The organism is Sphaerisporangium corydalis (assembly GCF_025506355.1).
GTDB classification, from domain to species: Bacteria; Actinomycetota; Actinomycetes; order Streptosporangiales; family Streptosporangiaceae; genus Sphaerisporangium; species Sphaerisporangium corydalis.
This window is the reverse complement of record NZ_JANZYP010000001.1, coordinates 229,397-252,764: the sequence shown is the minus strand read 5'-3', so window position 1 is coordinate 252,764 and position 23,368 is coordinate 229,397. Positions and strand designations below refer to the sequence as shown.

Below are 23,368 nucleotides of genomic sequence, written 5' to 3'. Positions count from 1 at the left end.
TCCGGGGTCAGGCGCCGTGCAGACACTCACGGACCGCCGTGACCAGGCGGCCGGCGCGGGCGTCTCCGTGGCCGATCATGCGGTTGGCGACGTAGGCGAAACCCACCCCGAACTCGTCGTCGCCGAAGGCGGGGTCGGTCAGCGCAGCGTGCGCGACGCCAGGACCGGGTCCTGGGCGCGAGGCGTGGCCAGGTGCGCGAGGAGCTGCAGCCCTTCGTGGGAGGGGGAGCCGGGCTCGGCGTGGTAGGTGACCAGCATCTGGCCGGGCGCGCCCGGGAGCGCCAGCTTCTCGTAGTGCAGATCGAGGGCCCCGACCTGCGGGTGGAGCACGCGGGTGATCCCGCTGGTCTTCTGGCGCGCGTCCTGGCGGGCCCACAGGGTCCGGAAGCGCTCGCTGCCCAGGCTGAGCTCGCCGATCAGCTCGACCAGCCGGGGGTCGTCGACCGAGGCGCCGATGACCGACCGCAGGTAGCCGACCGCCTTGGCCGTCATGTCATCCCAGTCGCGGTAGAACTCCCGCATCTCCGGCTCGACGAACGCGGCGCGCAGGTGGTTGACGCCGGGGGAGAAGAACGGGCTCAGCGCCACGGCCATCGCGTTGGCGCCCAGAGTGGTCATGTAGCGGCCGTGGACCAGGGCGGGCGTGGTCGTCCAGTTGTCGATCAAATTCTGCACGCTCACGCTGCACCGCTCGGGCCGGGGGGTCCTGCGCCGGGCGGTCCTGGGCGCCGGCCGGGCCAGCCGCCGCAGGTGGGTCTCGGCGTCGGGCTCGAGTTGCAGGGCGCGGGCGATGCTGTCGATGACCTGGCCGGAGGGATGCTGGTCGCGGCCCTGCTCCAGGCGCAGGTAGTACTCCATGCTGATGCCGGCGAGCAGCGCCACCTCCTCGCGCCGCAGGCCGGGGACCCGGCGGCGGACCCCGCTGGGCAGCCCGACATCGCCGGGACGCAGCCTCTCACGGCGTATCCGCAGGTATTCGCCCAGTTCACTTCCTGTCGCCATGGTCCAAGGGTAGGTCGTGGCGGGCATTTCATCCTGTCCCTGTCACTCCTAGTCAACGGGCCGGCCCGCCGCGGGCCGATCCGGTCACTTTGGGCGTGGGATCACAGTTTTCGCAGGCAGGTGGTGCTGGGGTACCAGTGGGTGTCGACCAGCGTGCTCGTCGTGCCCCTCGGGCATTCCGAGTGGCTCACGGTGGCGACGACCTTGGACCACGCCTTCTTGGCGCCGCACGAGATCTTGTCCAGGTCCCCGACGACGGTCCGCGCGCCCGGCAGGCCACTGGCGAAGGTCCGTGGCTTGCGCACGCAGATGCCCTTGGCGTAGTGCGCGCCGGGGTCCACGACGTCATAGCCCTCTGTGGTGCAGATGACGGGCTTGCTGGAGTGGTCGCGACGATTGGTGTAATGGTCGTCGTAATAGCCGCTGGGGTACTTGCACTGCGACTTCTTCTTGTAGAAGCCGTAGATCTTGCCCGGGCCCCATTTGTCGGTGCAGGGGCGTTCCTGGGGGTGGGTGTCCTTGGTGTCGGACGGCTCGGCGATGTAGACGCAGTCGCCGACGCGCAGGATGCCGCCGCCCTTGCCCGGATCGCCGGCATGCGGGCCGGCGAGGTTGCGCAGGCAGGCGCCGCGCCCCTCGGTCCCGCCGGCGGCGGCCGGGACCTCGCGGGAGGCGTCGGTCGGCGGCGGGCATCCGGCCGGCGCGTTCGCGGCCAGGGCGATGATCTTCGACCGCGCCCCGGGGGACTCGCAGGGCACCACGCCGGCGGGGCCCGGGGTGTCCTCGACGGCCACCACGTCCAGGCACCGTCCCTTGTCCCAGCTCCGCACAGGCGCCGGGGTCACCGGGGCGGGTGACGCCGGGGTGGCGGTCACGGTCGCCGGGGTGGCCGTCCGAGGGGCCGAGGCCCGCTCTCCGCCGTCACCGCGACCGGCGACCAGGATGACGATCACCACCAGGAGCACGGCGACGACCCCGGACAGGGCCACGACCAAGACGCGCGTGCTCATCTCCGGCCTCCCGATCATCTGCACGATCGACGAACCTGCGGATGGATCCGGCCCCATCATCGGTGACGGATGATCAGGTACGCAACGGGTTCCCTCAGACGGACGAACCGGGCGGGGCGGTCGGGAGACCCCGGGGGCTCACCAGTGGGCGAAGGCCGTGATCTGGCCGGCGACCACGGCGGGGGCGTTCAGGTCGGGCGCGTTGTGGTCGAGGCCCTCCATGATCAGGTGGCGGGCGTCCGGCATGCCGCGGGCCAGGTCCGCCAGCAGCGGGGTCGTCAGGTACGCGGGGCTCTTGGAGCCGCCCAGCAGCAGGACCGGGGAGGTGATCCGCGCGTACTCGCGGCCGTCTCCGTCCAGGCGGACGATCTCGCCCATCTCGGCCGGCGTCGTCGGCATCATCGCGCGGGTCTCGGCACCGTCGGACCCATGGAGCAGCAGGAAGGCCAGGACCCGGAACACCGGCATCGGGGCGTCGCCGATCGGGGACAGGCCGGTGCGCTTGAGGAACGTGGCCATCGCGGCGCCCTTCCTGCCCTGGGCGAGCAGCGCGGTGAACTCCGGCAGCCAGCTCCCGTCGAACGACCCGTGGACGCTGACGCCCGGCTCGTACGCCACCAGGCGCGCGACGCGCCGCCTGAGCGCCAGGCGCAGGGCGGCCAGGCCGCCGTAGCTGTGCCCGAAGAGCAGCTCGGTCCCGGTGTGGTCCATCACGGCGAGGGCGTCGTCCACCTCGTCGTCGATCCGGTAGCCCGGCCCCTGCGGTCCGCTCAGCCCCCGGCCCCGCCGATCGATCACGTGGACGGTGAACGTCCCGGACAGCTCGCGGGCCAGGGCCTCGTAGTGGTGGGCGCGGCGGTTGTTGCCAGGGATCACCACCAGCCCCGGCCCGCGCCCGGTGCTGAGGAAGCTGATCGCCGTCCCGTCCCGGGAGGCCACCATGCCGTTCCGCCAGGCGATCTCCGCCGTCTTCCTGCCCATCACGCGTCTCCTCCTGCCGTTCCCGACCTGACGCCTGAGCCTGGCGGCCGTGGCTGGCGGACTCCTGGCAGGACGCTGGCACCCGCCCGGCACCGGGGCGGGCATCTGCCGGAACCCGGCCCTGCCGTTTCGTACAATGGGAGATTTTATTGGTATTTGAGTTAATTCTCCCCATTTGCGAGGTACCGGACTCCAGGAGCGCAATTGGGGGCTTTTGGTGATACTCACGACGGCGGTCACCCGGGACTGGACCCAGCGGCGGACCGCGAAGCGCGAGCGGCTGGAAGCGGTGCGATCCCTCACCTCCGGCCGGGTCCTCGCCGCCGGGCGGATACGCGACGCCCTGCAGGCGTTGCTGCGTCCCGGCGACCGGGTGGCCCTGGAGGGCGACAACCAGAAACAGGCGGACTTCCTCGCCGAGGCGCTGGCCGGCTGCGATCCCGAGGTGGTCCACGACCTCCACCTGCTGATCTCCTCGATCAGCCTGCGCGAGCACCTCGACGTCTTCGAGCGCGGCGTCGCCCGCCGTCTCGACTTCTCCTACGCCGGCCCGCAGAGCACGCGCATGGCGCAGTTGCTCGCCGACGGAAAGGTCGACGTCGGGGCGATCCACACCTACGTCGAGCTGTACGCGCGGATGTTCGTCGACCTCACCCCCGACGTCGCGCTGCTGTGCGCCGAGCAGGCCGACCGCGACGGGAACCTGTACACCGGCCCGGCCACCGAGGACACCCCGACCATCGCCGAGGCGGTGGCGTTCCACGACGGCGTGGTCCTGGTCCAGGTCAACGAGCTGGTGGATCACGTGACCCGGGTGGACATCCCCGGCGACTGGGTGGACCTGGTCGTGGAGAGCCCCCGGCCGTTCGCGCTGGAGCCGTTGTTCACCCGCGACCCCCGCCACATCGGCCAGGTGGAGATCCTCATGGCCATGCTGGCGCTGCGCGGCGTCTACGAACGGCACGGCGTGACCACGCTGAACCACGGGATCGGCTACGACACCGCCGCGATCGAGCTCATCCTGCCCACCTACGGCGAGGAGCTCGGCCTGCGCGGCAAGATCTGCAAGCACTGGACGCTCAACCCGCACCCGACGCTGATCCCCGCCATCGAGAGCGGCTGGGTCGAGTCGGTGCACTGCTTCGGCGGGGAACCGGGCACCGAGCGATACGTCGCCGCCCGCCCGGACGTGTTCTTCACCGGCAGGGACGGATCGCTCCGGTCCAACCGGGTACTGTGCCAGCTCGCGGGCCAGTACGCCGTGGACATGTTCATCGGCTCCTCGCTGCAGATCGACGCGCGCGCGAACTCCTCGACGGTCACCGAGGGCCGCCTGGCCGGGTTCGGCGGGGCCCCCAACATGGGACACGATCCGCACGGCCGCCGGCACGCCTCCGCCGCCTGGCTGAGCCTGCCGACCGGCGAGGCGCCCGCGCTGCGGGGGCGCAAGCTCGTCGTGCAGATCACGCAGACCTTCCGCTCCGGCGGCACCCCGGCGTTCGTGGAGTCCCTGGACGCGATCCAGGTCGGCAAGGACGCCGGCATGCCCATCCCGCCGATCATGATCTACGGCGACGACGTCAGCCATGTGGTGACCGAGGAGGGGGTCGCCTATCTCTACAAGGCCACCAGCCTGTCCGAACGATGCGAAGCGCTGGCCGCGATCGCGGGCGCCACGCCGGTCGGCCGTGACATGACCGAGCGGCGGGTGGAGGAACTGCGCCGTGACGGCCTGGTGGCGCTGCCCGAGGACCTCAAGGTCGACGTCCGCAGGGCCGACCGCTCCCTGCTGGCGGCTCGCGGCATCGAGGACCTCGTGGCCTGGTCCGGCGGCCTGTACGATCCGCCCGCCGGGTTCCGGACGTGGTGACCGGCGATGACCGTCATCGGTGACCGGCCCGTGGCGCGTTCACGGGCGTCGCGACCGTCCCCCGCCGTGCTCGCCGGCCTGGCCGTCCGGGCGCTCCGCCAGGAGGCGTGGCTGACTCCCAAGCCCGGCCTGACGGACCGCCGAGGACCGGGCGCCCACCACGACATGAACCTGCCGCTCCTCCTGGCCTCCGCCGAGTCACTGCGCCCCACGTTCCGATCCGCCGCCGCCACAGCCGCACGAACGAACACCGACGCCGCGCTCCGCGAGCTGCGGGAGGAGCTGGGGCGGCTCGGCCGTGCCGGCGAGGTGGCCATGCTGCGGACCACCCGTGGGGTGAACACCCACCGGGGCGCGCTGTGGGCGCTCGGGCTGCTGGTCGCCGCCGCCGTCGGCGCGGGCGACGAGCGGGAGGCCGCCTGCCGCGCGGCCGGCCTGGCCGCCCTGCCCGACCGGTACCTCCCCGGGGGCCGGGTCTCGCATGGCGAGCGGGCCCGGCGCCGGTACGGGGCGCGGGGCGCCGGCGGTGAGGCCGAGGCCGGCTTCCCGCACGTCATCGAGGTCGCCCTGCCGCGACTGCGCCGTGCCAGGGCGGCCGGGCGCACCGAGGAGGTGGCCCGGCTGGACGCGTTGCTGGAGGTGATGAGCCTCCTGGACGACACCTGCGTCCTGCATCGCGGCGGCCCCGAAGGCCTGCGCGTCGTGCGCTCCGGCGCCGAGCGTGTCCTGGCCGAGGGGGGAGCGGGCACGGCCCCCGGCCGCGCGGCCCTCGCCGAACTGGACGGGCAGTGCACGGCACGACGGCTGTCGCCAGGCGGAAGCGCCGACCTGCTGGCCGCCGCACTCTTCCTGGACATGGTGCCGTGGCCCGAAACCGATTCCCGGACGGAAGGGCCGGAGACCGTCCCCCGGACCGCAGGCCTGGTGCCGTGGCCGTACCCCGCCCCCTGGACCGGAGGGCCGTACTGCGCCCCTTGGACCGGAGGGCCGGACCCCGTCCCCCGGACCGGAGGGCCGGAGACCGATTCCCGGACGGGAGGTGGCCGGATCCCGTTCCCCGGACCGGAGGCTTGATGCCGGACCTGACGAGAGGTACGCCCGTGCGAACACTGAACTACGAGTTCCCCGCCGACCGGCCGCCCGCCCGGCGGGCGCACACCGGGGTGGTCGGCTCTGGGGACCTGGAGGTCCTGGTCACCCCGGAGCCGGCCCCCGTCGCCCGGGTGCGCGTACGCACCAGCGTCGACGGGTTCGACACAGTATGGCGAACCGTGCTGGAGCGGTTCTTCGCCCGCCACCGCGTCGCCGGGAACTTCGAGCTCAACGACTTCGGAGCCACCCCAGGAGTGGTCACCCTGCGCCTACGGCAGGCCATCGAGGAGAGCCGGACATGACGTCCAGGACGCACGACGTCTACGCGGACTGGCGGGCGCTGCTCGACCGCGCCAGTTTCATCGAGCTGGGCGCGCGGGCGCGCGCCGTCGCGCTGCTCGACACCGGCACCGCCCGCGAGCTGTGCGGTCCCTTCGACCGGATCGAGTCGCCCTGGCTGGAACCCCAGGGTGTCGTCCCGGAGTCCGACGACGGCGTCATCGTGGTCAAGGGACGGCTGGACGGGCGGCCGGCCGTCGTGATCGCCGTCGAACAGGCATTCCGGGGCGGCGGGGTCGGCGAGGTCTCTGGGGCGAAGATCGCCGCCGCGCTGTCCCTGGCCGCCGGGGACAACCGCGACGGCACCCCGACGGCCGCGATCCTGCTGCTGGAGACCGGAGGTGTCCGCCTGGAGGAGGCCAACCTGGGCCTGGCCACGGTCGCGGAGGTGTGCTCGGCGCTGCTGGAGCTGCGTCCCCTTCAGCCCGTCATCGGGGTGATCGCCGGAGCGCTGGGCTGCTTCGGCGGCATGAGCATCGCCGCCGGCCTGTGCACCCGGCTGATCATGACCAGGGAGGGCCGTCTCGGGCTCGACGGCCCCCAGGTGATCGAGTCCGAGGCGGGCGCCGCCGAGTTCGACGCCTCCGACCACCCGCTGATCTGGTCGATCGACGGCGGCACGCAGCGCACGGGCACCGCACTGGCCGACACGCTGGTCCTGGACGACGTCACCGCCATCCGATCCGCCGTGATCGACGCCGTGGCACAAGGCGTGCCCGCCGAGCACCGCTCCCAACGGCTCGGCGAGCTGCGGGCCCACCTCCACGCCGTCGACCCGGCCGACCCGCCGGAGCCGTCCGGCCTCGCGGCCGCCTGGGCGACGGCGTCACCGCAGGAGGGGGACGCTCAATGAGCCGGGGCCGGAACTGGACGCGGGCGCTCGCCGACGGCGACGTGACCGCCGTTGGGGAGGGGCGATGAGCCGGGGGCGGAAGTGGACGGGGGCGCTCGCTGACGGCGACGTGGCCGCGGTGATCCCGTCGGTGATCACGGCGGATCTCACCCTGGGCGGCGACACCGCCCGCCTGGTCGCCGTCGTACCGGACCCGGACAGCCCTTACCGCCGGGCCCGCGCGGGCGAGGTCGGTCTCGCCGAAGGGCTGTCGCTCGCCGAGGCGGTGACCAGGGTCGTCACCGAGGACGCCCGCCTGCCCGACGAACGCCGCCGTCCGGTCATCGCCGTGGTCGACGTGCCCAGCCAGGCGTACGGGCGCCTGGAGGAACTGCTCGGCATCCACCACGCCCTGGCCGTCGCCACGGACGCCTACGTCACCGCCCGCACCGCCGGGCATCCCGTGATCGCGCTGATCGTCGGGACGGCGCTGTCGGGCGGGTTCCTGGCGCACGGCGCGCAGGCCGGTCAGATCCTGGCGCTCGACGACCCCGGCGTGGTGATCCATGCCATGCACAAGGAGGCCGCCGCGAAGGTGACCCGCAGGACCATCGAGGAGCTCGACGAGCTGGGGCGGCGCATCCTGCCGCTGTCCTACGCCGTCGCCGACTGGGCGCAACTCGGCCTGTGCGACGAACTCCTGGACGTCCAGGACGCCGGCGACCCGACCCCCGAGGACGTCCAGAAGGTGAAGGCGGCGCTCGCGGCCGCCGTCGGACGGGCCCGTCAGGGACCCCGCGACCTGAGCGGCCGCCTCACCTCGCCAAGCGCACGGCACACCCGGGCGGCCTCCCGCCGCGTCCACGAGGCGCTCGCCGCGCAATGGAGGTGACCGCCCGCCCGCACGACCTGCTGCGACTCACCGGCGCCGCCGCCCTCAACAGCCCGCTTCCTGAGTGGGCTCAGGCGTCGCTCGGCGGCCCGTTCCCTGCGTGGGCCCGGTTATCGCTCGGCGATCCGCTCCCTGAATCGGCCCGTGCGTCGCTCGGCGATTCGCTTCCTGAGTGGGCTCAGGCGTCGCTCGGCGGCCCGCTTCCTGAGTGGGTTCGCACGTCGCTCGACGCCTGTCCCTGGGTCGTCGTACGCCGGGCACCGCACCCGCCCGGTCTCATCCCGGCCGGTGTGCGTGGGCCCGAGCGCCGGCATCGGCACGCCGTCCTGGTGCCCGCCGGCGCGGTCATCCGCTCGGTGCCGCCCGAGAAGGTGGCGGCACGACGGCCCCGTCTGCCCCGGCTCGCCGCCACCCTGGCCGCCATCGCCGTCCGCCTCGCGGACGAGCCGGACGCCGCCGTCTGGGGTCCGACGGGCAGCCTCGGCTTCGAACTGGCCACCGGGGAGCCGGTCACCCACCTTGGCAGCGATGTGGACCTGTTGATCCGGACCCCGCGCAGGCTGGAGCCGGCTTGGGCCGCTCGGCTGGTCGCCGCCTTCGCCGCCCTCCCCGGCACGGTCGACTGCCAGCTCGAAACCCCCTGCGGCGGGGTCTCCCTCACCGAATGGGCCCGCTCCGACGGCCCCGTCCTGGCCCGCACCGACCACGGCCCACACCTGGTGGACGACCCATGGGCGCCCATGGCCCGTACCGACCACGGCCCGCGCCCGGTGGACGACCCGTGGACGCCCAGGGGCCCGCACCCGCAGGGCTTCGCGTGAGTGTTGCCTTTTTGTATCCCGGGCAAGGCACGCAGCGGCCCGGGATGCTCCATGATCTGCCGCATTGTCCGGCCGTCGTCGCGACGCTCGCCGAGGCGGAGCGGATTCTGCCCGGTTCGTCCCGGCGGGACACCGCGGAGGCGTTGCGGTCCACCGTGACCACGCAGGTCGCGCTCTGCGTCGCCGGAGTCGCCGCGACCCGCGCCTTGGCCGACGAAGGCGCCGTGCCCGACGCGGTGGCCGGGCACTCCGCCGGAGCCTTTCCCGCCGCCGTCGCCGCCGGGGCGCTGACCTTCGCCGAGGCGCTCGTGGCCGTACACCACCGGGGCGAGCTGATGCGTGACGCCTACCCTCGCGGGTACGGCATGGCCGCCGTACTCGGGCTGACCGTGCCCCAGGCCCGGCGGGTGATCGAATCGGTGTCCACCGGCGGCGACCCGGTCTACCTGGCCGTCGTCGACACCGACCAGCAGGTCGTGGCGGCCGGCAGCACCCGCGCCCTGGACCGCCTCACCACGGCGGCGGCCGAGGCCGGGGCCCGCCGCGTGCACCGCCTGGACGTGAGCGTCCCCTCGCACTGCCCGCTGCTCGGCCAGGTCGCCGGCGCCATGGCCGAGCACCTCGCCTCGGTTCCCCGGCGCCGCCTCGGCGTCCCCTACGCCGGCGACGCCACGGGCCGCCTGCTCCACGACGCCGACGCCGTGCTGGACGACCTCGCCCGGGGCATCGCGACCACGGTGAACTGGCGCGACGTCACCGCCCTGCTCGGCGAGCTCGGCACGACCCTGTTCGTGCAGACGCCCCCCGGGCACGTCCTCGCCCGGATCGCCCAGGCCGCCCACCCGCACGCCCGTGTCATCGCCCTCGCCGACACCGGTGTCGCCGACGCGGCACTGTTCGCCCGCCGCGTTCACGCGCGGCCCCGCCCCACCGACCAAGGGGGAGAAGCATGAAACCCGCGCGCATCCGGCGCCACCTCAGGGTGATCGCGCCCGTGACGGCCCTCGCCCTGCTCGCCGACCCGTCGAGGGCGTCCATGGCGTCCGCGACGACCGCGACGACCGCGACGACCGCGACGACCGCGACGACCGGGCAGGCGTACCCGACGGCACGCGCGCCGTCCAGTGCGCTCGCGTCCAGTGCGCCACCCAGCGCGCTCGTAGACCGTGCACGGCCCGGCGCCCGTGCGAACCGGACCGCGCCCTGCCCTTCGCCGGGCCGCGCCGGGGTGACGGTCGTGCTGGTGCACGGCGCCTGGGCGGGTACGTCGAGTTGGAGTGGCGAGGTGGCCTCCCTGCAGCGGGCGGGTCACGCCGTGCGGGCCGTGGCGAACCCGCTCCGTGACCTCGCCACCGACGCCGCGTCCGTCGCCGACTTCCTCAAGACGATCCCCGGCCCGATCGTGCTCGTCGGGCACTCGTACGGAGGATCGGTGATCACGAACGCGGCCGTGGGCGTGCCGGCCGTCAAGGCCCTGGTGTACGTCGACGCCGCGGCGCCCGACACCGGTGAGACCACCGGGCAGCTCAGCGGCACCGGCTCGGCACTCGGCGCGGACCCCGGCTCCCTGTACGACAAGGTGGCCTACCCGGGGGCGCCCCAGGGGGCGGCGGAGCTGTACCTCAAGCGGGACGTCTTCACCCGTTCGTTCGCCTCGGACCTGCCCGAGGACACCGCCGCCCGGCTGTGGGCCTCCCAGCGGCCCGCCTCCACCCGCGCGTTCATGGCGCCTTCCAAGGGCGTGGCGTGGAGGACGATCCCGTCCTGGTACTTCATCAGCACCGGGGACCGGATCATCACCCCGGGCGCGCAGCGGTTCATGGCCCGCCGGGCGCGTTCGACGGTCACCGAGTTCCGCGGCGGCTCGCACCTGACCCTGGTCTCGCACCCGGACGCGGTGACGTCGGTGATCGAGTCGGCGCTCTGCTCGGTGCGCTAGGCGGTCCCGCTCACCTCACCGCCGAGCGGGCGGGGCGAGGCGGGGTCCTGCGGAAGGACCACGGTCCGCGAGAGGGCGCGCAAGCGTTCGAGCTGGTCCCAGTGCCGGGCGACGCGCTCACGGCCGGCCGGGGTGAGCCCGACGTTGGTGTTGGGCCGCTTGCCGACGAACTTCTTCTCGATCTCCACCAGGCCGGCCTCCTCCAGCTTCGCCAGGTGGCTGGACAGGTTGCCCTTGGTCAGCCGCGTCGCGCGCTGGAGGAACACGAAGTCGGCCGCCGCGACCGAGGACAGCACCGTCATGATCGCCAGCCGGCCCGGCTCGTGGATCAGGCGGTCGAGCACCAGGTCCTCGTCACTAGATTCCAGCATTGCTGTTCCCGGGATTGAGGTCCTTGGGGGCGCCGAACGTGCGCTTGAGCGCGCCATGGTCGAAGATCCCCGCCGCGATGGTCGCCACCCCCATGAGCATGAGCCCCACGTTGATCTTGTAGTCGGGTCCCACGTCACCCCAGAGCGGTAGCAGCCCGGCGACCAGGAGGGCACCGCAGATGACCATGTGGTGCGCTCTCAGCCCCACCGGTATGGCGTAGTTGGCCGCCATGACCAGCGCGAACGCGATCGCGGTGCCGTTGACCGGCAGGTCGAGGGACCAGTCCGCCTGCAGGCCGCCGGTGACCACCAGCGCGCAGACGATCGTGGCGATGACGGCCTTCACCTGCGCCCTCGTGGAGGGGGTGACCCGTCCGTAGTGGTGGGTGTAATAGCGGGTGATCAGCAGGTAGGCCACCCCGGCCGCCAGCACGGCGGCCCCGAAGACCCAGACCTGGCGCAGCGGGCCCCACTCCAGGTTGCTCAGCCCGGCGAGGATGAACAGGACGCCCACCGGGATCGAGAGCAGACCCCTCAGATAGGAGTAGGTCGCCGCCGCGGACTCGAGATGCGCGCGTTCCATTTCCATCCCTCCAAACTAGTTGGTGACACAGACTCTACCCACCGCGCATACTCGCGCCAACTGGTCTGCCGTACAAACCTTGGGCTGAGAGCGTCACAGAGGTCCTGGCGTCCGGGAACGATTCGCGCGGAAGTGGGGGAGGGACGCGGGAAGGCGGCCGCGCCTTTCGGGGTTGCTGACCCTAGCGGCACCCTGCCCTACCCCCAGATCCAACGAAATCGGAGGCCCAAGGCGATGAAGGTCGAGATGTGGGCTGATGTCATATGCCCGTGGTGCGGGCTGGGCGACCACCGGCTCAAGGCGGCGCTGGAACGTTTCGAGCACGCCGGCGAGGTCGAGGTGATCCACCGCTCCTACCAGCTCGACCCCTCCGCCCCCGCCGGGGTGGTCCGGCCGGTCCGGGAGATGCTGGCGGCCAAGATGGGCCTCGGACAGGCGCAGATCACCGCGATGACCGGCTCGGTGGAGAAGCTGGCGCACAGCGAGGGCCTGGATCCCTACATCGTGGGGGACAACCAGGTGGGCAGCACCGCCGCGACCCACGAGTTCCTCGCGCACGCCACCGCCCAGGGCCTGCACACCGAGGCGTGGGAGCTGGCCTTCCGCGCCTACTTCGGCGCGGCCCGTTCGGTCTTCACCGTCGATGACCTGGTCACGCTCGGCGAGGAGATCGGCCTGGACGCCGCCGCCACCCGGCAGGCCCTGACCGAGCACCGCTACCAGCGCCAGGTCGCCGACGAGGCCGGTCGCGCCCAGCGGCTGGGCGCGACCGGGGTGCCGTTCGTCGTCATCGACGACCGGTTCGGCGTCACCGGCGCGCAGGAGACCGGCACCATGCTCGCCGTCCTGCGCCAGGCCTGGGAGGCGGCCTGACGGTGGTCCCGCGGGTCGACGTCAGGCCGTCCCGGTTCAGTCGCCGAGCAGCCGCCACGCGGTCAGGGCGATCCTGGCCCGTAGGAGTCCTGCGGGGTCGGTGAGGTCGACGCCCAGGGACCTGCCGAGCTGTTCGACGCGGCGGGCGACGCTGCTGTGATGCAGGTGGAGCAGGCCGGCGGCCCTGCGCAGGGAGCCGGTGGCGCAGTAGGCGTCCAGGGTCGCGAGGTCCTCCGGGCTGCCGGCCACGCGGGCGACCGCGGCCACGTCGGCGTTGTCACGCGAGGCGGCCTGCGGGATCTCGGCCAGGAGCGCCAGCGCGCCGAGGTCGTCGTTCCGGACAACCGGCCGGCGCGCGGTGGTGAAGCGCAGGGCGGTACGGGCCTGCGGCCAGGACCGGCCGGGGCCTCCCGCCGCGCCGATGCCCGCGCGGACACCCTCGGGAAACCGGGCCGGGTCGACGGTGGTGGCCAGGATGACGCCCACGCCGGAGAGGGTCGCCGCCTTCACCGGGCTAGCCGGGCAGACCAGGCCGCCGACCTGGTCGAGCGGCAGCGGCGAGCGTACGGCGACGACGCGGACCGGCGCGTCGGCGGCGAACCCCAGCAGGGGCAGCGCCCGGGCCCTTGCCACCTCGTCCGCGCCGGAGCCGACCGCCAGTTCCACCAGGGCCGGGTCGGCCATGGTGGTGCGGGCCGCGCCGTACCGCTCGACGACCGCCGCCGCGGCGATGGCGAGCCGGTCCAGCAGCACGTCGTCGAGCGGGCCCGGCGGGCCCGGGCGTTCCAGCCACACCGCGCCGATCTCCTCCCCGTCGAGCGTGATCGGCGCCGTGCTGGACGCGGGGACCGGCGGGCCGGACGCCTGCCTGCCGTCGGGCGAGGCCCGGATCACCTGCCCGGTGCCGGCCCGGAACTCCTAAAGCTACGGCGAGCCGCAAAGTAGCGGAGAGCTATCTTTCGGGTTCGTCGCGTAGTGGTTGCAAGTAGGTCAATCCCGGTGAAATGGGCGACCTTTTCCTTGATCGTGAGCCATGTCCTGGTGGTGGTCTCGGTCTGGGAGTGGTGGGGATGCGCGCGGAGTGGGAACCGGATGAGCTGATCGGTTCGTGGACGCTGGTCGAGGGTGATTGGAAGCTGATCCGTAACAAGTCGGGCGCGACGCGGTTGGGGTTCGCGTTGTTGCTGAAGTTCTATGAGCTTGAGGGCCGGTTCCCGGACGGTCCGCAGGCGGTTCCGCTGGTCGCGGTCGACTATGTGGCGTCGCTGGTGAAGGTCGACGCCGGGGAGTTCGCGAAGTACCGGTGGACGGGGCGGACGATCGAGTATCACCGCAAACAGATCAGGGGGCGTTCGGGACGCGGCCGGCGACGGAGGAGGATGAGGACCGGTGGGCACGGTGGCTGGCGGAGGAGATGTGCCCCACGGAGACGAGTCGCCGGCGGCTTGCTGAGGCGCTGCGCCGCAGATGCCGGAGCGAGGATGTGGAGCCGCCGACGCCCGGCCAGGTGGAGCGGGTGGTGGGGTCGGGCCTTTCCAAGTTCGAGGTGGCGTTCTCGGAGGGCGTGGTGGGCACACTGGGGTCGGTGGTGTGCGGCAGGTTGCAGGATCTGCTGGACCGTCCGCATGTGCTGGCGGAGTTGAAGTCCGACCCGGGTCCGCTGGGGTTGGACACGTTGCTGGCGGAGATCGGGAAGCTGGCGACGGCTCGGTCACTGGGGTTGTCGGACGGGGTCTTCTCCGGGGTGTCGGATCGGATCGTGGCGGCGTGGCGGACGCGGGCGATGCGGATGTACCCCTCGGACTTCGAGGACAGCTCCGAGCCGGTGCGGTACACGCTGCTGGCGGCATTGTGCTGGACGCGGCAGGCCGAGCTGGTCGACGGGCTGGTCGGGCTGCTGATCGACCTGATTCACCGGATCAACGCGCGGGCCGAGCGGCGGGTGGAGCGGGAGCTGGTCGGCGAGTTGACGAAGGTACGGGGCAAGCGCGGCATCTACGTCAACAGGATCAAAGCCGCGATCGAGCGCCCCGACGACACGGTGCGGGAGGCGGTGTATCCGGCGGTGCCGGGTGGGGTGGGAACGCTGAAGTCGCTGGCGCGGGAGCTGATGGCTACCGAGCGGGCTGTCTCCGAGCGGATCCGCTACCAGCTGCGCGGCTCCTACTCCCACCACTACCGGCGGATGCTCGGGCCGATCCTGGCGGCGTTGGAGTTCAAGTGCACCAACACCGCCTACCGACCGGTGATGGACGCGATCGACTTGCTGTCTCGGTACGCGGGGGTCGCGGCGACCGAGCGGTACTACGCCGAGACAGAGCGAGTGCCGATCGAGGGCGTGGTGCAGTGGGCGTGGCGGGACGCGGTGGTGGACGCCGAGTCCGGGCGGGTCGAGCGAATCCCGTACGAGCTGTGCGTGCTGATCGCGTTGCGGGAGGCGCTGCGGCGCCGTGAGGTGTACGTGCAGGGCGCTGGGAGGCGTGAAGATCACCACCCGGAAGGGCAAGCCGTGGGTGTCGGTCCCGAAGCTCGACAAGCTGCCCGAGCCGAAGAACCTCACCGCTCTGAAGGCCGAGGTGCAGCGCCGCTGGGGCACCATCGACCTGCTGGACATCCTGAAGAACACCGCGTTCATCACCGACTTCCCCGACCTGTTCACCTCGGTCGCGACCCGCGAGGTCCTGTCCAAGGAGACCTTGAGCAAGCGGCTTCTGCTCGTGTTGTTCGCGCTCGGCACCAACATGGGGATCCGACAGATGTCAGCGACCGGTGAGCACGGTCACACCTAGGCCGAGCTACGGCACGTCCGCCAGACCTTCATCACTCGGGAGAACCTGCGTGCCGCGATCGTGTCCGTGGTGAATGCGACCCTGGAGGCCCGGGATCCGAAGTGGTGGGAGAAGTCGACGTCGACGGCATCGGACTCAAAGCGGTTCGCCTCCTGGGACTCCAACCTGATGACCGAGTTCCACGCCCGGTACGGCGGCTACGGCGTCATGATCTACTGGCATGTCGACAAGGGTCGGCTGTGCGTCTACTCACAGCTGAAGTCGTGTTCCTCCTCGGAGGTTGCGGCGATGATCGAGGGGCTGCTGCGGCACGGCACCGACGCCGACATAGAGGCGAACTACACCGACACCCATGGAGCTTCGCTGGTGGGTTTTGCCTTCACCGAGGTCCTGGAGTTCAAGCTGCTGCCCCGGCTGAAGAACATCGGCGCGATCCAGCTGTACGCGCCGACCGCGAACCAGGCCGCGTGGCCGAAGCTGGCGAAGGTGCTGAAGCAGCGGCCGATCGACTGGGATCTGATCGCCCGCAACTACGATCAGATCATCAAGTACGCGACCGCGCTCCGCCTTCGCACTAACGAGGCCGAGCAGGTGCTGCGCCGGTTTATGAAGTCCAAGAGTGGGGGCCCCAAGCAGCCGGTCCACCTCGCCCTGGAAGAACTCGGCCGGGTCGTGCGCACCATCTTCGCCTGCGACTACCTCGCCGACGAGGAACTCCGCCGTGAGATCAACAATGGGCTGCAGGTCGTGGAGAACTGGACGGCGCCAACGACAAGATCTTCTACGGTCGCGAGGGCACCCTCACCGGTTCCGATCGCGAGCACGCCGAGGTGTCCATGCTCGCACTGCACCTACTCCAGTCCTCGCTGGTGTTCATCAAAGCTGTTGGGATGGGATGTAGCGGTGGCGCCAGGACCGTTCGATCTCGGCGGCATCGGCGGATCCGGCCATCGCCATGCTGCGGGTCAGGGCGCGATCTATGGTCTGCTCGAAGTCGACGGACACGAAGATCCGCAGATCGATCGAGCTGGGCCCGAGTCCTATGACGTCGGCGCGCCCCGCCAACCCCGGAGACTCTGATGTCCTACCCGGCGGGCAGGATGGGCGCGGGAGGTACAGATGAGCGACATCGCGGACGTTCCACCCGCCATTGTGGGCCGGCTCCGGGTGATCTGCGGGGAGCTGCCCGAGGCGTACGAGGAGCCGGCGTGGATCGGCCTGCGGTGGCGGATTCGCCGGCGGACGTTCCTGCACGTCTACACCACCGACGAGAGGGGGTCGGCGTACATCGATATGGACGATCCGGCCATCCTGATGACCTTCCGGGCGCCGCCCGGGGAGTTGGCCGCGCTGGCGCATGCCGGCCCTCCGTTCTTCCGGGCCGACTGGGGTGTGAATGTCGTGGGAATGGTGCTGGACGACGAGACGGACTGGGTCGAGGTTGCCGAGCTGGTGACGGACAGCTATCGCGTGCAGGCGCCCCGCCGCCTCGCGTTCCGGCTGAAGGCAGGTGGATGAACCGCCGGCTACCTCCCCACGTTGCCGCTTATCCAGGTTCGGTGCTGAGAAACATTCCTATTCACGGTGGGATAGGTCGGGTTGCCGCACTGGCCAGAGATATTTCAGGAGACGATTCCGATGACGACATCACCCAGTGCCGCATGCTCCGGCCGTCTGGCCGGATTTGCGGGTGCAGTTCATTCCGGGCGTGATCGGCTTCACGAACTGGTAGATGCCTTCGCAGGTCCACCGCGGCGTGACATCGAGGAAGACCTCGCGTCGTTCGTTGGGGAAGCCCGCATTGCTGGTCTTTCCGTAGCCGGTCGTGACTACCTCGCCGGTCGGCACCGCGCCCTGGCTGGGCCGTGCGGGTGCGATGAGGGGCTCCGACAGCAAGATGGGCTGGTCAAGCGCAGGATCGCGAGATCGCCGTCCATTGCCGGGACGCGCCTTCACTCGGTTCGGGCACCGGCCTCGAGCACGGTGAGGTCGCGGACCGCATACCGGTGATGCTCGGCCTCTTCCTTGCACACCACCATGAGGCAGCGGCGCACGACGTACTCCCGATCCGGATATGAGTCCGCCGGCTTGCGACCACACACCCGATCGAGCTCGGCCTCGGTGAGCTCGTCGACGACCCGGCGCATCGTGGCCATGCGGGCCAGCCGCGGCGCGAGTACCTCGTCGAGCGTCGGGGTGGCATCGAGGGTGAGCCCGAGCTTCGCCGATGCTTCGGCCGGCATCCCGCCGCCAGGAAGGCCCAACGGGTGGTACGGCGCGTCCTCCTCGAGCACGGCGTTGCCGATCCAGGCATCGCTGGCCATCAGCAGATGCCGCTGCGTCTCGACGAACGACCACTCGCCGTCGACCTGCTCGTGCAGCTTCGCCTCGGGTAGGCGCCTGGCGCGGTCAAGCGTCTCCTCCCATTGCTTCTCGATGGCATCCCAAGCGGCCCGGTATTCGGCGGCGGACGTGGCCTCACGGGCCAGCACCCGGTTGGGATGCAGCCGGTCGAGCTCGGCCTCGACGTAGGCGGTCACGTCGACGTCGTTGACAACGACACGCTCGAAGCCGCCACCGAGGGAGACGTTGCCCCCATAGCAGTCCACGATCTTCAGGCCGGTGACGTCGCAGTCGCGAATCTCGAGGCCGGAGAGGTCGCACAGGTGGATGCGGGCACCACGGAACTGGTCACTTTGGGTGTACTCAGCAGGCATCGGGACAGTTTCCCGTATCCGTCCCGCCCGCGCCAGTGAATGGCACAACGTGAGGGTTGCGTGTTGCGTCCGGGTGGGGGAGTGCGGGATCGAGCATCTTGGCGAGCGCTCGACGATCGATCTTGCCCGCGCGATTGAGAGGCATCTCGTCCAGCCAGACGTAGACGCGTGGAATCATCGGCGCGGGTAGCCAACTACCCAGTTGGCTCGTGAGCAGCTCGTCGGGTCGCTGTTCGCCGACCAGATAGGCGACGATGGCCGCGCCGCCCGGGGTGTCCTCGCGCAACAGTGCCGCCGCGTCGACCACGCCTCGGCATGCGCGCAGGTTGTGCTCCACCTCGCCGACCTCGACCCCGACCACTACGACAAAGACCGACGCTCCGGACTCAGGCGGACCGGGCAATCGCCCGATACCGGAAGCGGGGCCGCGTCCCTAGCTTGGAAATCAGCAAGAGATCACGACGAACTTGGAGTGAAAGATGAAGATCGACCACCGCATGCTCCGCGACCACGACGAACACGCCACAGCGGCCGAGACCAACGAGATAGAGCTGGCCCGCTGACGAGCACCAAAGCTCTACCTTGCGGCTCGCCGTAGCTTCAGGAGTCCTGGGCCGTGCCGTGGAGCCGGATCGCGGTCACGCACTCGGCCAAGCCCGCCGAGGCCCGGCCGAGCGCCGGGAGGTCCACCCGCCGTCGCATCAGCGTGTCGTAGAACATCACGACGCGGATCGCGCCTTCGACGTGGGAATCCAGGTGCGACAGCCGTACGGGCGAGTGCCTCCATGTCAGCAGGATAGGCACGGCCGGTGCGCCGGTCGGCGCGCGATCGGGGCGGGATGCCCGACGGATGGCGGATGACCTTCGGGCCGGTGACCGGGAGGATGGCCGGCATGGACCCCGAACTCGCTGCCTTCGTCCCGCTGATCCCACGGCCCGACTACGGCGACCTGGTCACCGAGCGGGCGACCACCGCCAGGCTGGTGGCCTCGCTGCCGGCGCCGGACACCTCGGCGATGGAGGTGAGCGACCGCACGGTGCCGGGGGACCCGGACGTGCCGGTGCGCGTCTACCGGCCGCACGCCGCGCGGGGCGCCATCGTCTGGCTGCACGGCGGCGGTGGCGTCGTGGGCGACCTGGACACCGAGCATCCCTCGGCGGCCCGGCTCGCCGAGGCGTCCGGATCGGTGGTGGTCTCGGTGGGTTTCCGCCTCGCGCCCGAGCATCCGTTCCCGGCCGCCCTCGACGACGCCTACACCGTCCTGCGCTGGCTCGCCGGGAACGCCGCAGCGGCCGGCACCGACCGGAAGCGGATCGCCGTCGGCGGCATGAGCGCGGGCGCCGGCCTCGCGGCCGCGCTGACGTTGCGGGCCCGCGATGAGCGTGGACCGGCGATCCTGTACCAGCTTCTCAACCAGCCCATGCTCGACGACCGGCGGGAGACGTGGTCGGCGCGGAACTTCACCGCCACCCCCCGGCTGGACGCGGACAACCTGGCGGCCATCTGGCGGGCCTATCTCGGCTCCGCGACCGCCACACCGTACGCCGCCCCGGCCCGGGCCACGGACCTGTCCGGCCTGCCGCCCGCCTACATCGCCACGGCCGAGTTCGACCCGCTGCGCGACGAGGGCATCGGCTACGCGCTGCGCCTGCTGCGGGCGGGCGTCACGGTCGAGCTGCACCAGTGGCCGGGCACCTTCCACGGGTCGCAGGCGATCCTGTCCGCCGAGGTGTCCCAGCGGCAGCTCGCCGAACTCGGTGCCGCCCTGCGCCGTGGCCTGGCCGAACAGGGGTAGTGACGTCGGTTGGCGTCATCTGGGGGTTGCGGTGGCGCCAAGATGGCGTCATAGTGGCGTCATGGACCTCACGCCCTATGTCGACAACCTCCGCCGCGAGCTGACGGTCGCCGCCGAGGCGGGCGGCCCGGACGCCCGCGCGCTCGCCGAGCGGCTCACCTCGCCGCTCGAGTCGGCCGTCCGGCTCACCCTGATGGAGGCCCTGTCGGCCGCCGCGGGCGAGATCACCCGCGACCTGGCGCCCGGCTCGGTCGAGATCCGGCTGCGCGGGCGTGACCCCGACTTCCTGGTCACCCCGGCGCCGTCGGACCGGCCGGCCACGGGGGCGCCGGTCGTGACCAGCCTGAGGTCCGCGCTGGCGGGCGCGGTGGAGGTCGCGATGGGCGTCCGGCCGCCCGTGCCCGAGGCCGACGAGGGCGGCACGTCACGGATCTCGCTCCGCGTCCCCGACCACCTCAAGCCGCGCATCGAGGAGGCGGCCGGCCGGGAGGGGCTGTCGGTCAACGCCTGGCTCGTCCGGGCGGTGTCCGGGGCGCTCGGCGACGGGGGCCCCGGCGCGGGCCCGGCGGACGAGTGGGGCGAGGCGTCCCGGGGGGAACGGCACTACACCGGCTGGGTGCGCTAGCGCGGGCGGTCCATCCCATCACCCGTCATCCGTCCCGTCGTCCAGTCCCGGTGGCCGGGACACCCGTCACCGCCTCGTGGGGGCACCGCCATGCCGATTTTCGACACCCCGGAACCGATCTTCGCCGCGATCGAGCTCGCGGACGCCGACGTCCGGATCCACGCGAGCGACCGTACCGACACGGTCGTGGAGATACGTCCGAAGGACGAGTCCGACGAAGCCGACGCGCGGAGCGCGGCACAGACCCAGGTGGAGTACTCCAACGGCCGGCTCCTGGTGCGGGCGCCCAAGTCCGCGGGCCGCCCGTGGTCGTGGTGGGGCGGCTCGACCGAGGTGCGGGTGGAGCTGCCGTCGGGTTCCCGCGTCGACGCCAGGACGGCGGGGGACTTCCGCTGCGAGGGCCGCCTCGGCGAGTGCGCCTTCTCCACCTCCGGCGGCGACATCTGGCTCGACAGGACCGGTCGGCTGCGGCTGCACACCGGCGACGGCGACATCACGGTGATCCGGGCCGGGCACACCGACGCCACCACCGCCAACGGCGAGATCCGGATCCGCGAGATCGACGGATCCGCGGTGATCAAGACCGCCAACGGCGACATCACCCTCGGCGAGGTGACCGGCGACCTGCGGCTGAAGACGGCCTACGGCGACATCACCGTCGGCCGCGCGCTGGCGGGCGTCGGCGCCAGGACCGCGACGGGCAACGTCAGGGTCGGCGAGCTGGTGCGCGGCGCGGTCGTGCTGGAGACCTCCTCGGGCGACGTCGAGGCCGGCGTCCGCGAGGGCACCGCCGCCTTCCTTGACGTGCGGACGAGCCACGGCACCGTGCGCGTCTCCCTGGACCCCTGCGACGGCCCCGGGCCGGCCGGCGACACCGGCGACACCGTCGAGCTGCGCGCCAGGACCTCCAACGGCGACATCGTCATCCGCCGGAGCTGACCTCCCGGTGATCGTCATCCGCCGGAGCTGATCCCCCGGTGATCGTCATCCGCCGGAGCCGACCCCCCGGCGATCCCTCCCCGCGGCGGCCGTACCAGGCCGCGTGCGAAAACGCAGGAAAGAGAAGGCTCATGCCCCCCGCGATAGTGGCCGAAGGCCTGGTCAAGAAGTACGGCGACGTGGTCGCCCTCGACGGCATGGACCTTTCGGTCCCCGCCGGGACGGTGTTCGGGCTGCTCGGGCCGAACGGCTCAGGCAAGACGACGACAGTACGGATCCTGACCACGCTGTTGAAGCCGGACGCCGGACGCGCGACGGTGGCGGGGTTCGACGTCGTCGCCGACGCCCACCGCCTGCGGTCCCGCATCGGGGCCTCGGGGCAGTACGCCGCCGTCGACGACCACCTCACCGGCGCGGAGAACCTGGAGATGGTGGGACGGCTCTACCACCTGGGCACCAGGCGCAGCAAGGAGCGCGCGCGGGAACTGCTCGAACGCTTCGACCTGACCACGGCCGCGGACCGGCCGGTGAAGGGCTACTCCGGAGGCATGCGGCGGCGCCTCGACCTCGCCGGGGCGCTGGTCGCCGGCCCCCCGGTGCTGTTCCTCGACGAGCCCACGACCGGCCTTGACCCTCGGGCCCGCGCGGCCCTGTGGGACGTCATCGCCGAGCTCGTCGCCGGCGGGACGACGCTGCTGCTCACCACCCAGTACATGGAGGAGGCCGACCGGCTCGCCCACCGGATCGCGGTGGTCGACCACGGCCGCGTGATCGCGCTCGGCACGGCCGACGAGCTGAAGGACCAGGTCGGCGGCGACCGGATCGAGCTGACCATGGCCAGCCCGGCCGACCTCGAGACCGCCAGGCGGGCGCTGGCACCGCTGGCCGTCGGCGACCTGCGCACCGACACCACCGCCATGCGGGTGACCGTCCCGGTGACCAACGGCGCCGCGTCGCTCACCACCGCGCTGACCGGGCTGGCCGCCGAGCACGTCACCGTGCGCGACGCCGGCCTGCGCCGGCCGACGCTCGACGACGTGTTCCTGACGCTGACCGGCCGCGAGGCGACCGAGAAGATCAAGGAGCACAGCCGATGAACGCCCTCCAGATGGTGATCGCCGATGGCATGACCATCACCAGGCGCAACGCCCTCAAGATCAAGAGAACGCCCGACCAGCTCGGCGCCGTGATCATCCTGCCGATCGTGTTCGTCCTGCTGTTCGCCTACGTCTTCGGCAGCATGATCGACATCCCGGGCATGTCCTACCAGGAGTACATGATCCCCGGGATCTTCGTGCAGTCCGTCATCATGGGCGCGCAGATCACCGGCTACACCCTGGCTCTGGACCTGCGGAAGGGCATCTTCGACAGGTTCCGCACCCTGCCCATGTCACCGTCGGCGGTGCTGATCGGCCAGACCACCTCCGACGTGCTGATGAACGTGACCGGCGTCGTGGTGATGACGCTGGTCGGCCTGGGGATCGGCTGGCGGATCCACTCGGCGCCGCACGAGGCCGTCCTGGGCTTCGTGGCGCTGCTGCTGTTCGCCTACGCGTTCTCCTGGGTGACGGCGGCGGTAGCCCTGGCGCTGCGCACGCCCGAGGTGTTCAACAACGTCGCCACCATCGTGTCGCTGCCGCTGGTCTTCCTGTCCAACGCCTACGTCGACAGCGCCCGCCTGCCCGGGCCGCTGAAGGCCCTCGCCGAATGGAACCCCGTCTCCACGATCATCCAGGCCGAGCGCGAGCTCTTCGGCAACACCATCCCCGGCAAGAGCGTCCCCGGCGCGTGGCCGCTGCAGCACGCGGTGGCGGCGTCCCTGCTGTGGTCGGTGCTGATCCTCGTGGTGTTCGTGCCCCTGGCCACGCGCCTGTACAAAAGGTCCGTCAGCCGCTGA

At 71.7% G+C, this 23,368-nt stretch carries 26 protein-coding genes and 1 pseudogene; 17 read left to right on the top strand and 10 right to left on the bottom strand.

The features are described from left to right. Window positions 1-138: 138 nt before the first annotated feature. From NYZ98_RS01200 to NYZ98_RS01190, 3 genes are all read right to left on the bottom strand, one after another. Complete coding sequence (locus NYZ98_RS01200) at window positions 139-1,002, bottom strand: helix-turn-helix transcriptional regulator (RefSeq protein ID WP_262840533.1); 864 nt, start codon at window positions 1,000-1,002, stop codon at window positions 139-141. Window positions 1,003-1,103: 101 nt separating this feature from the next. Further along, the gene (locus NYZ98_RS01195) at window positions 1,104-2,012 is read right to left on the bottom strand and encodes a hypothetical protein (protein WP_262840532.1); all 909 of its coding nucleotides are present in this window, start codon (window positions 2,010-2,012) and stop codon (window positions 1,104-1,106) included. A gap of 138 nt (window positions 2,013-2,150) precedes the next feature. Then, a complete protein-coding gene (locus NYZ98_RS01190) occupies window positions 2,151-2,993 on the bottom strand; it encodes an alpha/beta fold hydrolase (protein ID WP_262840531.1) in 843 nt (280 codons plus the stop codon). Between the two features lie 217 nt (window positions 2,994-3,210). Here NYZ98_RS01190 and mdcA point away from each other — a divergent pair, with 217 nt between their 5' ends. The 8 genes from mdcA to NYZ98_RS01150 all read left to right on the top strand — a co-directional run bounded on the left by mdcA (window position 3,211) and on the right by NYZ98_RS01150 (window position 10,778). Then, a complete protein-coding gene (gene mdcA / locus NYZ98_RS01185; protein WP_262840530.1) occupies window positions 3,211-4,863 on the top strand; it encodes a malonate decarboxylase subunit alpha in 1,653 nt (550 codons plus the stop codon). 6 nt (window positions 4,864-4,869) lie between these two features. Beyond that, complete coding sequence (locus tag NYZ98_RS01180; RefSeq protein ID WP_262840529.1) at window positions 4,870-5,937, top strand: triphosphoribosyl-dephospho-CoA synthase; 1,068 nt, start codon at window positions 4,870-4,872, stop codon at window positions 5,935-5,937. A 26-nt stretch (window positions 5,938-5,963) separates the two neighbouring features. After that, window positions 5,964-6,257 (top strand): malonate decarboxylase subunit delta, encoded by a 294-nt coding sequence (locus NYZ98_RS01175; RefSeq protein ID WP_262840528.1) that lies wholly within the window; start codon window positions 5,964-5,966, stop codon window positions 6,255-6,257. Beyond that, a complete protein-coding gene (locus tag NYZ98_RS01170) occupies window positions 6,254-7,147 on the top strand; it encodes a biotin-independent malonate decarboxylase subunit beta (protein ID WP_262840527.1) in 894 nt (297 codons plus the stop codon). Before NYZ98_RS01175 ends, NYZ98_RS01170 begins: the two co-directional genes overlap by 4 nt. 64 nt (window positions 7,148-7,211) lie before the next feature. After that, window positions 7,212-8,018 carry a biotin-independent malonate decarboxylase subunit gamma gene (mdcE, locus tag NYZ98_RS01165; protein ID WP_262840526.1) on the top strand — a complete coding sequence of 269 codons (807 nt, stop codon included), beginning with the start codon at window positions 7,212-7,214 and terminating at the stop codon, window positions 8,016-8,018. Continuing rightward, the gene (locus NYZ98_RS01160) at window positions 8,009-8,839 is read left to right on the top strand and encodes a malonate decarboxylase holo-ACP synthase (RefSeq protein ID WP_262840525.1); all 831 of its coding nucleotides are present in this window, start codon (window positions 8,009-8,011) and stop codon (window positions 8,837-8,839) included. Before mdcE ends, NYZ98_RS01160 begins: the two co-directional genes overlap by 10 nt. Next, window positions 8,749-9,792 (top strand): ACP S-malonyltransferase, encoded by a 1,044-nt coding sequence (locus NYZ98_RS01155; RefSeq protein WP_262840524.1) that lies wholly within the window; start codon window positions 8,749-8,751, stop codon window positions 9,790-9,792. The genes NYZ98_RS01160 and NYZ98_RS01155 overlap by 91 nt, the downstream gene beginning before the upstream one ends. Beyond that, complete coding sequence (locus tag NYZ98_RS01150; protein ID WP_262840523.1) at window positions 9,789-10,778, top strand: alpha/beta hydrolase; 990 nt, start codon at window positions 9,789-9,791, stop codon at window positions 10,776-10,778. Before NYZ98_RS01155 ends, NYZ98_RS01150 begins: the two co-directional genes overlap by 4 nt. Here the strand turns inward: NYZ98_RS01150 and NYZ98_RS01145 are convergent. After that, a complete protein-coding gene (locus NYZ98_RS01145) occupies window positions 10,775-11,149 on the bottom strand; it encodes a winged helix-turn-helix domain-containing protein (protein ID WP_262840522.1) in 375 nt (124 codons plus the stop codon). The two genes, NYZ98_RS01150 and NYZ98_RS01145, sit on opposite strands and share 4 nt — an antisense overlap. Then, window positions 11,136-11,732 carry a hypothetical protein gene (locus NYZ98_RS01140; RefSeq protein WP_262840521.1) on the bottom strand — a complete coding sequence of 199 codons (597 nt, stop codon included), beginning with the start codon at window positions 11,730-11,732 and terminating at the stop codon, window positions 11,136-11,138. Before NYZ98_RS01140 ends, NYZ98_RS01145 begins: the two co-directional genes overlap by 14 nt. Window positions 11,733-11,966: 234 nt before the next feature. On the opposite strand from NYZ98_RS01140, the gene NYZ98_RS01135 reads away from it, so the two are divergent. Beyond that, window positions 11,967-12,605 carry a DsbA family oxidoreductase gene (locus NYZ98_RS01135; protein WP_262840520.1) on the top strand — a complete coding sequence of 213 codons (639 nt, stop codon included), beginning with the start codon at window positions 11,967-11,969 and terminating at the stop codon, window positions 12,603-12,605. A gap of 36 nt (window positions 12,606-12,641) precedes the next feature. Here NYZ98_RS01135 and NYZ98_RS01130 read toward each other — a convergent pair whose 3' ends face one another. Continuing rightward, window positions 12,642-13,499 carry a helix-turn-helix domain-containing protein gene (locus NYZ98_RS01130; protein WP_262840519.1) on the bottom strand — a complete coding sequence of 286 codons (858 nt, stop codon included), beginning with the start codon at window positions 13,497-13,499 and terminating at the stop codon, window positions 12,642-12,644. A gap of 110 nt (window positions 13,500-13,609) precedes the next feature. On the opposite strand from NYZ98_RS01130, the gene NYZ98_RS01125 reads away from it, so the two are divergent. From NYZ98_RS01125 to NYZ98_RS01115, 3 genes and pseudogenes are all read left to right on the top strand, one after another. After that, on the top strand, window positions 13,610-14,248 hold the full coding sequence (locus tag NYZ98_RS01125) for a DUF4158 domain-containing protein (protein WP_316249513.1): 639 nt from the start codon (window positions 13,610-13,612) through the stop codon (window positions 14,246-14,248). Window positions 14,249-15,055: 807 nt separating this feature from the next. Beyond that, window positions 15,056-16,474, top strand: a pseudogene (locus NYZ98_RS01120) (Tn3 family transposase). A 39-nt stretch (window positions 16,475-16,513) separates the two neighbouring features. After that, window positions 16,514-16,912 (top strand): MmcQ/YjbR family DNA-binding protein, encoded by a 399-nt coding sequence (locus NYZ98_RS01115; protein ID WP_262840517.1) that lies wholly within the window; start codon window positions 16,514-16,516, stop codon window positions 16,910-16,912. Between the two features lie 129 nt (window positions 16,913-17,041). Here the strand turns inward: NYZ98_RS01115 and NYZ98_RS01110 are convergent, their stop codons facing one another. The 4 genes from NYZ98_RS01110 to NYZ98_RS01095 all read right to left on the bottom strand — a co-directional run bounded on the left by NYZ98_RS01110 (window position 17,042) and on the right by NYZ98_RS01095 (window position 18,915). Next, the gene (locus NYZ98_RS01110; protein WP_262840516.1) at window positions 17,042-17,290 is read right to left on the bottom strand and encodes a serine protease family protein; all 249 of its coding nucleotides are present in this window, start codon (window positions 17,288-17,290) and stop codon (window positions 17,042-17,044) included. Between the two features lie 56 nt (window positions 17,291-17,346). Then, window positions 17,347-18,111, bottom strand: coding sequence for a DinB family protein (locus NYZ98_RS01105; protein WP_262840515.1), 765 nt, complete (start codon window positions 18,109-18,111; stop codon window positions 17,347-17,349). Then, window positions 18,101-18,448: an AMP-binding enzyme gene (locus NYZ98_RS01100; RefSeq protein ID WP_262840514.1), complete on the bottom strand. Its 348-nt coding sequence runs from the start codon at window positions 18,446-18,448 to the stop codon at window positions 18,101-18,103. The genes NYZ98_RS01105 and NYZ98_RS01100 overlap by 11 nt, the downstream gene beginning before the upstream one ends. Before the next feature lie 263 nt (window positions 18,449-18,711). After that, the gene (locus NYZ98_RS01095; RefSeq protein WP_262840513.1) at window positions 18,712-18,915 is read right to left on the bottom strand and encodes a hypothetical protein; all 204 of its coding nucleotides are present in this window, start codon (window positions 18,913-18,915) and stop codon (window positions 18,712-18,714) included. A gap of 89 nt (window positions 18,916-19,004) precedes the next feature. Here NYZ98_RS01095 and NYZ98_RS01090 point away from each other — a divergent pair, with 89 nt between their 5' ends. The 5 genes from NYZ98_RS01090 (at window position 19,005) to NYZ98_RS01070 (ending at window position 23,368) form a co-directional block, all read left to right on the top strand. Further along, window positions 19,005-19,907 carry an alpha/beta hydrolase gene (locus tag NYZ98_RS01090; protein WP_262840512.1) on the top strand — a complete coding sequence of 301 codons (903 nt, stop codon included), beginning with the start codon at window positions 19,005-19,007 and terminating at the stop codon, window positions 19,905-19,907. 61 nt (window positions 19,908-19,968) lie between these two features. Further along, window positions 19,969-20,532 (top strand): hypothetical protein, encoded by a 564-nt coding sequence (locus NYZ98_RS01085; protein ID WP_262840511.1) that lies wholly within the window; start codon window positions 19,969-19,971, stop codon window positions 20,530-20,532. A gap of 90 nt (window positions 20,533-20,622) precedes the next feature. Next, entirely contained in the window at window positions 20,623-21,471 is an 849-nt protein-coding gene (locus tag NYZ98_RS01080) for a DUF4097 family beta strand repeat-containing protein (RefSeq protein ID WP_262840510.1), read from the top strand. A gap of 131 nt (window positions 21,472-21,602) precedes the next feature. Continuing rightward, complete coding sequence (locus tag NYZ98_RS01075; protein WP_262840509.1) at window positions 21,603-22,568, top strand: ATP-binding cassette domain-containing protein; 966 nt, start codon at window positions 21,603-21,605, stop codon at window positions 22,566-22,568. Beyond that, window positions 22,565-23,368, top strand: a complete 804-nt coding sequence (locus NYZ98_RS01070) for an ABC transporter permease (protein WP_262840508.1) — start codon at window positions 22,565-22,567, stop codon at window positions 23,366-23,368. Before NYZ98_RS01075 ends, NYZ98_RS01070 begins: the two co-directional genes overlap by 4 nt.

Coding starts and splice junctions, on each gene's coding strand:
- NYZ98_RS01105 (WP_262840515.1), bottom strand. CDS start 18,111: ATGCCTGCTGAGTACACCCAAAGTGACCAGTTCCGTGGTGCCCGCATC.
- NYZ98_RS01125 (WP_316249513.1), top strand. CDS start 13,610: ATGGGCGACCTTTTCCTTGATCGTGAGCCATGTCCTGGTGGTGGTCTC.
- NYZ98_RS01180 (WP_262840529.1), top strand. CDS start 4,870: ATGACCGTCATCGGTGACCGGCCCGTGGCGCGTTCACGGGCGTCGCGA.
- mdcE (WP_262840526.1), top strand. CDS start 7,212: ATGAGCCGGGGGCGGAAGTGGACGGGGGCGCTCGCTGACGGCGACGTG.
- NYZ98_RS01190 (WP_262840531.1), bottom strand. CDS start 2,993: ATGGGCAGGAAGACGGCGGAGATCGCCTGGCGGAACGGCATGGTGGCC.
- NYZ98_RS01170 (WP_262840527.1), top strand. CDS start 6,254: ATGACGTCCAGGACGCACGACGTCTACGCGGACTGGCGGGCGCTGCTC.
- NYZ98_RS01195 (WP_262840532.1), bottom strand. CDS start 2,012: ATGAGCACGCGCGTCTTGGTCGTGGCCCTGTCCGGGGTCGTCGCCGTG.
- NYZ98_RS01145 (WP_262840522.1), bottom strand. CDS start 11,149: ATGCTGGAATCTAGTGACGAGGACCTGGTGCTCGACCGCCTGATCCAC.
- NYZ98_RS01115 (WP_262840517.1), top strand. CDS start 16,514: ATGAGCGACATCGCGGACGTTCCACCCGCCATTGTGGGCCGGCTCCGG.
- NYZ98_RS01155 (WP_262840524.1), top strand. CDS start 8,749: ATGGGCGCCCATGGCCCGTACCGACCACGGCCCGCGCCCGGTGGACGA.
- NYZ98_RS01090 (WP_262840512.1), top strand. CDS start 19,005: ATGGACCCCGAACTCGCTGCCTTCGTCCCGCTGATCCCACGGCCCGAC.
- NYZ98_RS01135 (WP_262840520.1), top strand. CDS start 11,967: ATGAAGGTCGAGATGTGGGCTGATGTCATATGCCCGTGGTGCGGGCTG.
- NYZ98_RS01080 (WP_262840510.1), top strand. CDS start 20,623: ATGCCGATTTTCGACACCCCGGAACCGATCTTCGCCGCGATCGAGCTC.
- NYZ98_RS01160 (WP_262840525.1), top strand. CDS start 8,009: ATGGAGGTGACCGCCCGCCCGCACGACCTGCTGCGACTCACCGGCGCC.
- NYZ98_RS01150 (WP_262840523.1), top strand. CDS start 9,789: ATGAAACCCGCGCGCATCCGGCGCCACCTCAGGGTGATCGCGCCCGTG.
- NYZ98_RS01075 (WP_262840509.1), top strand. CDS start 21,603: ATGCCCCCCGCGATAGTGGCCGAAGGCCTGGTCAAGAAGTACGGCGAC.
- NYZ98_RS01085 (WP_262840511.1), top strand. CDS start 19,969: ATGGACCTCACGCCCTATGTCGACAACCTCCGCCGCGAGCTGACGGTC.
- NYZ98_RS01140 (WP_262840521.1), bottom strand. CDS start 11,732: ATGGAACGCGCGCATCTCGAGTCCGCGGCGGCGACCTACTCCTATCTG.
- NYZ98_RS01070 (WP_262840508.1), top strand. CDS start 22,565: ATGAACGCCCTCCAGATGGTGATCGCCGATGGCATGACCATCACCAGG.
- NYZ98_RS01200 (WP_262840533.1), bottom strand. CDS start 1,002: ATGGCGACAGGAAGTGAACTGGGCGAATACCTGCGGATACGCCGTGAG.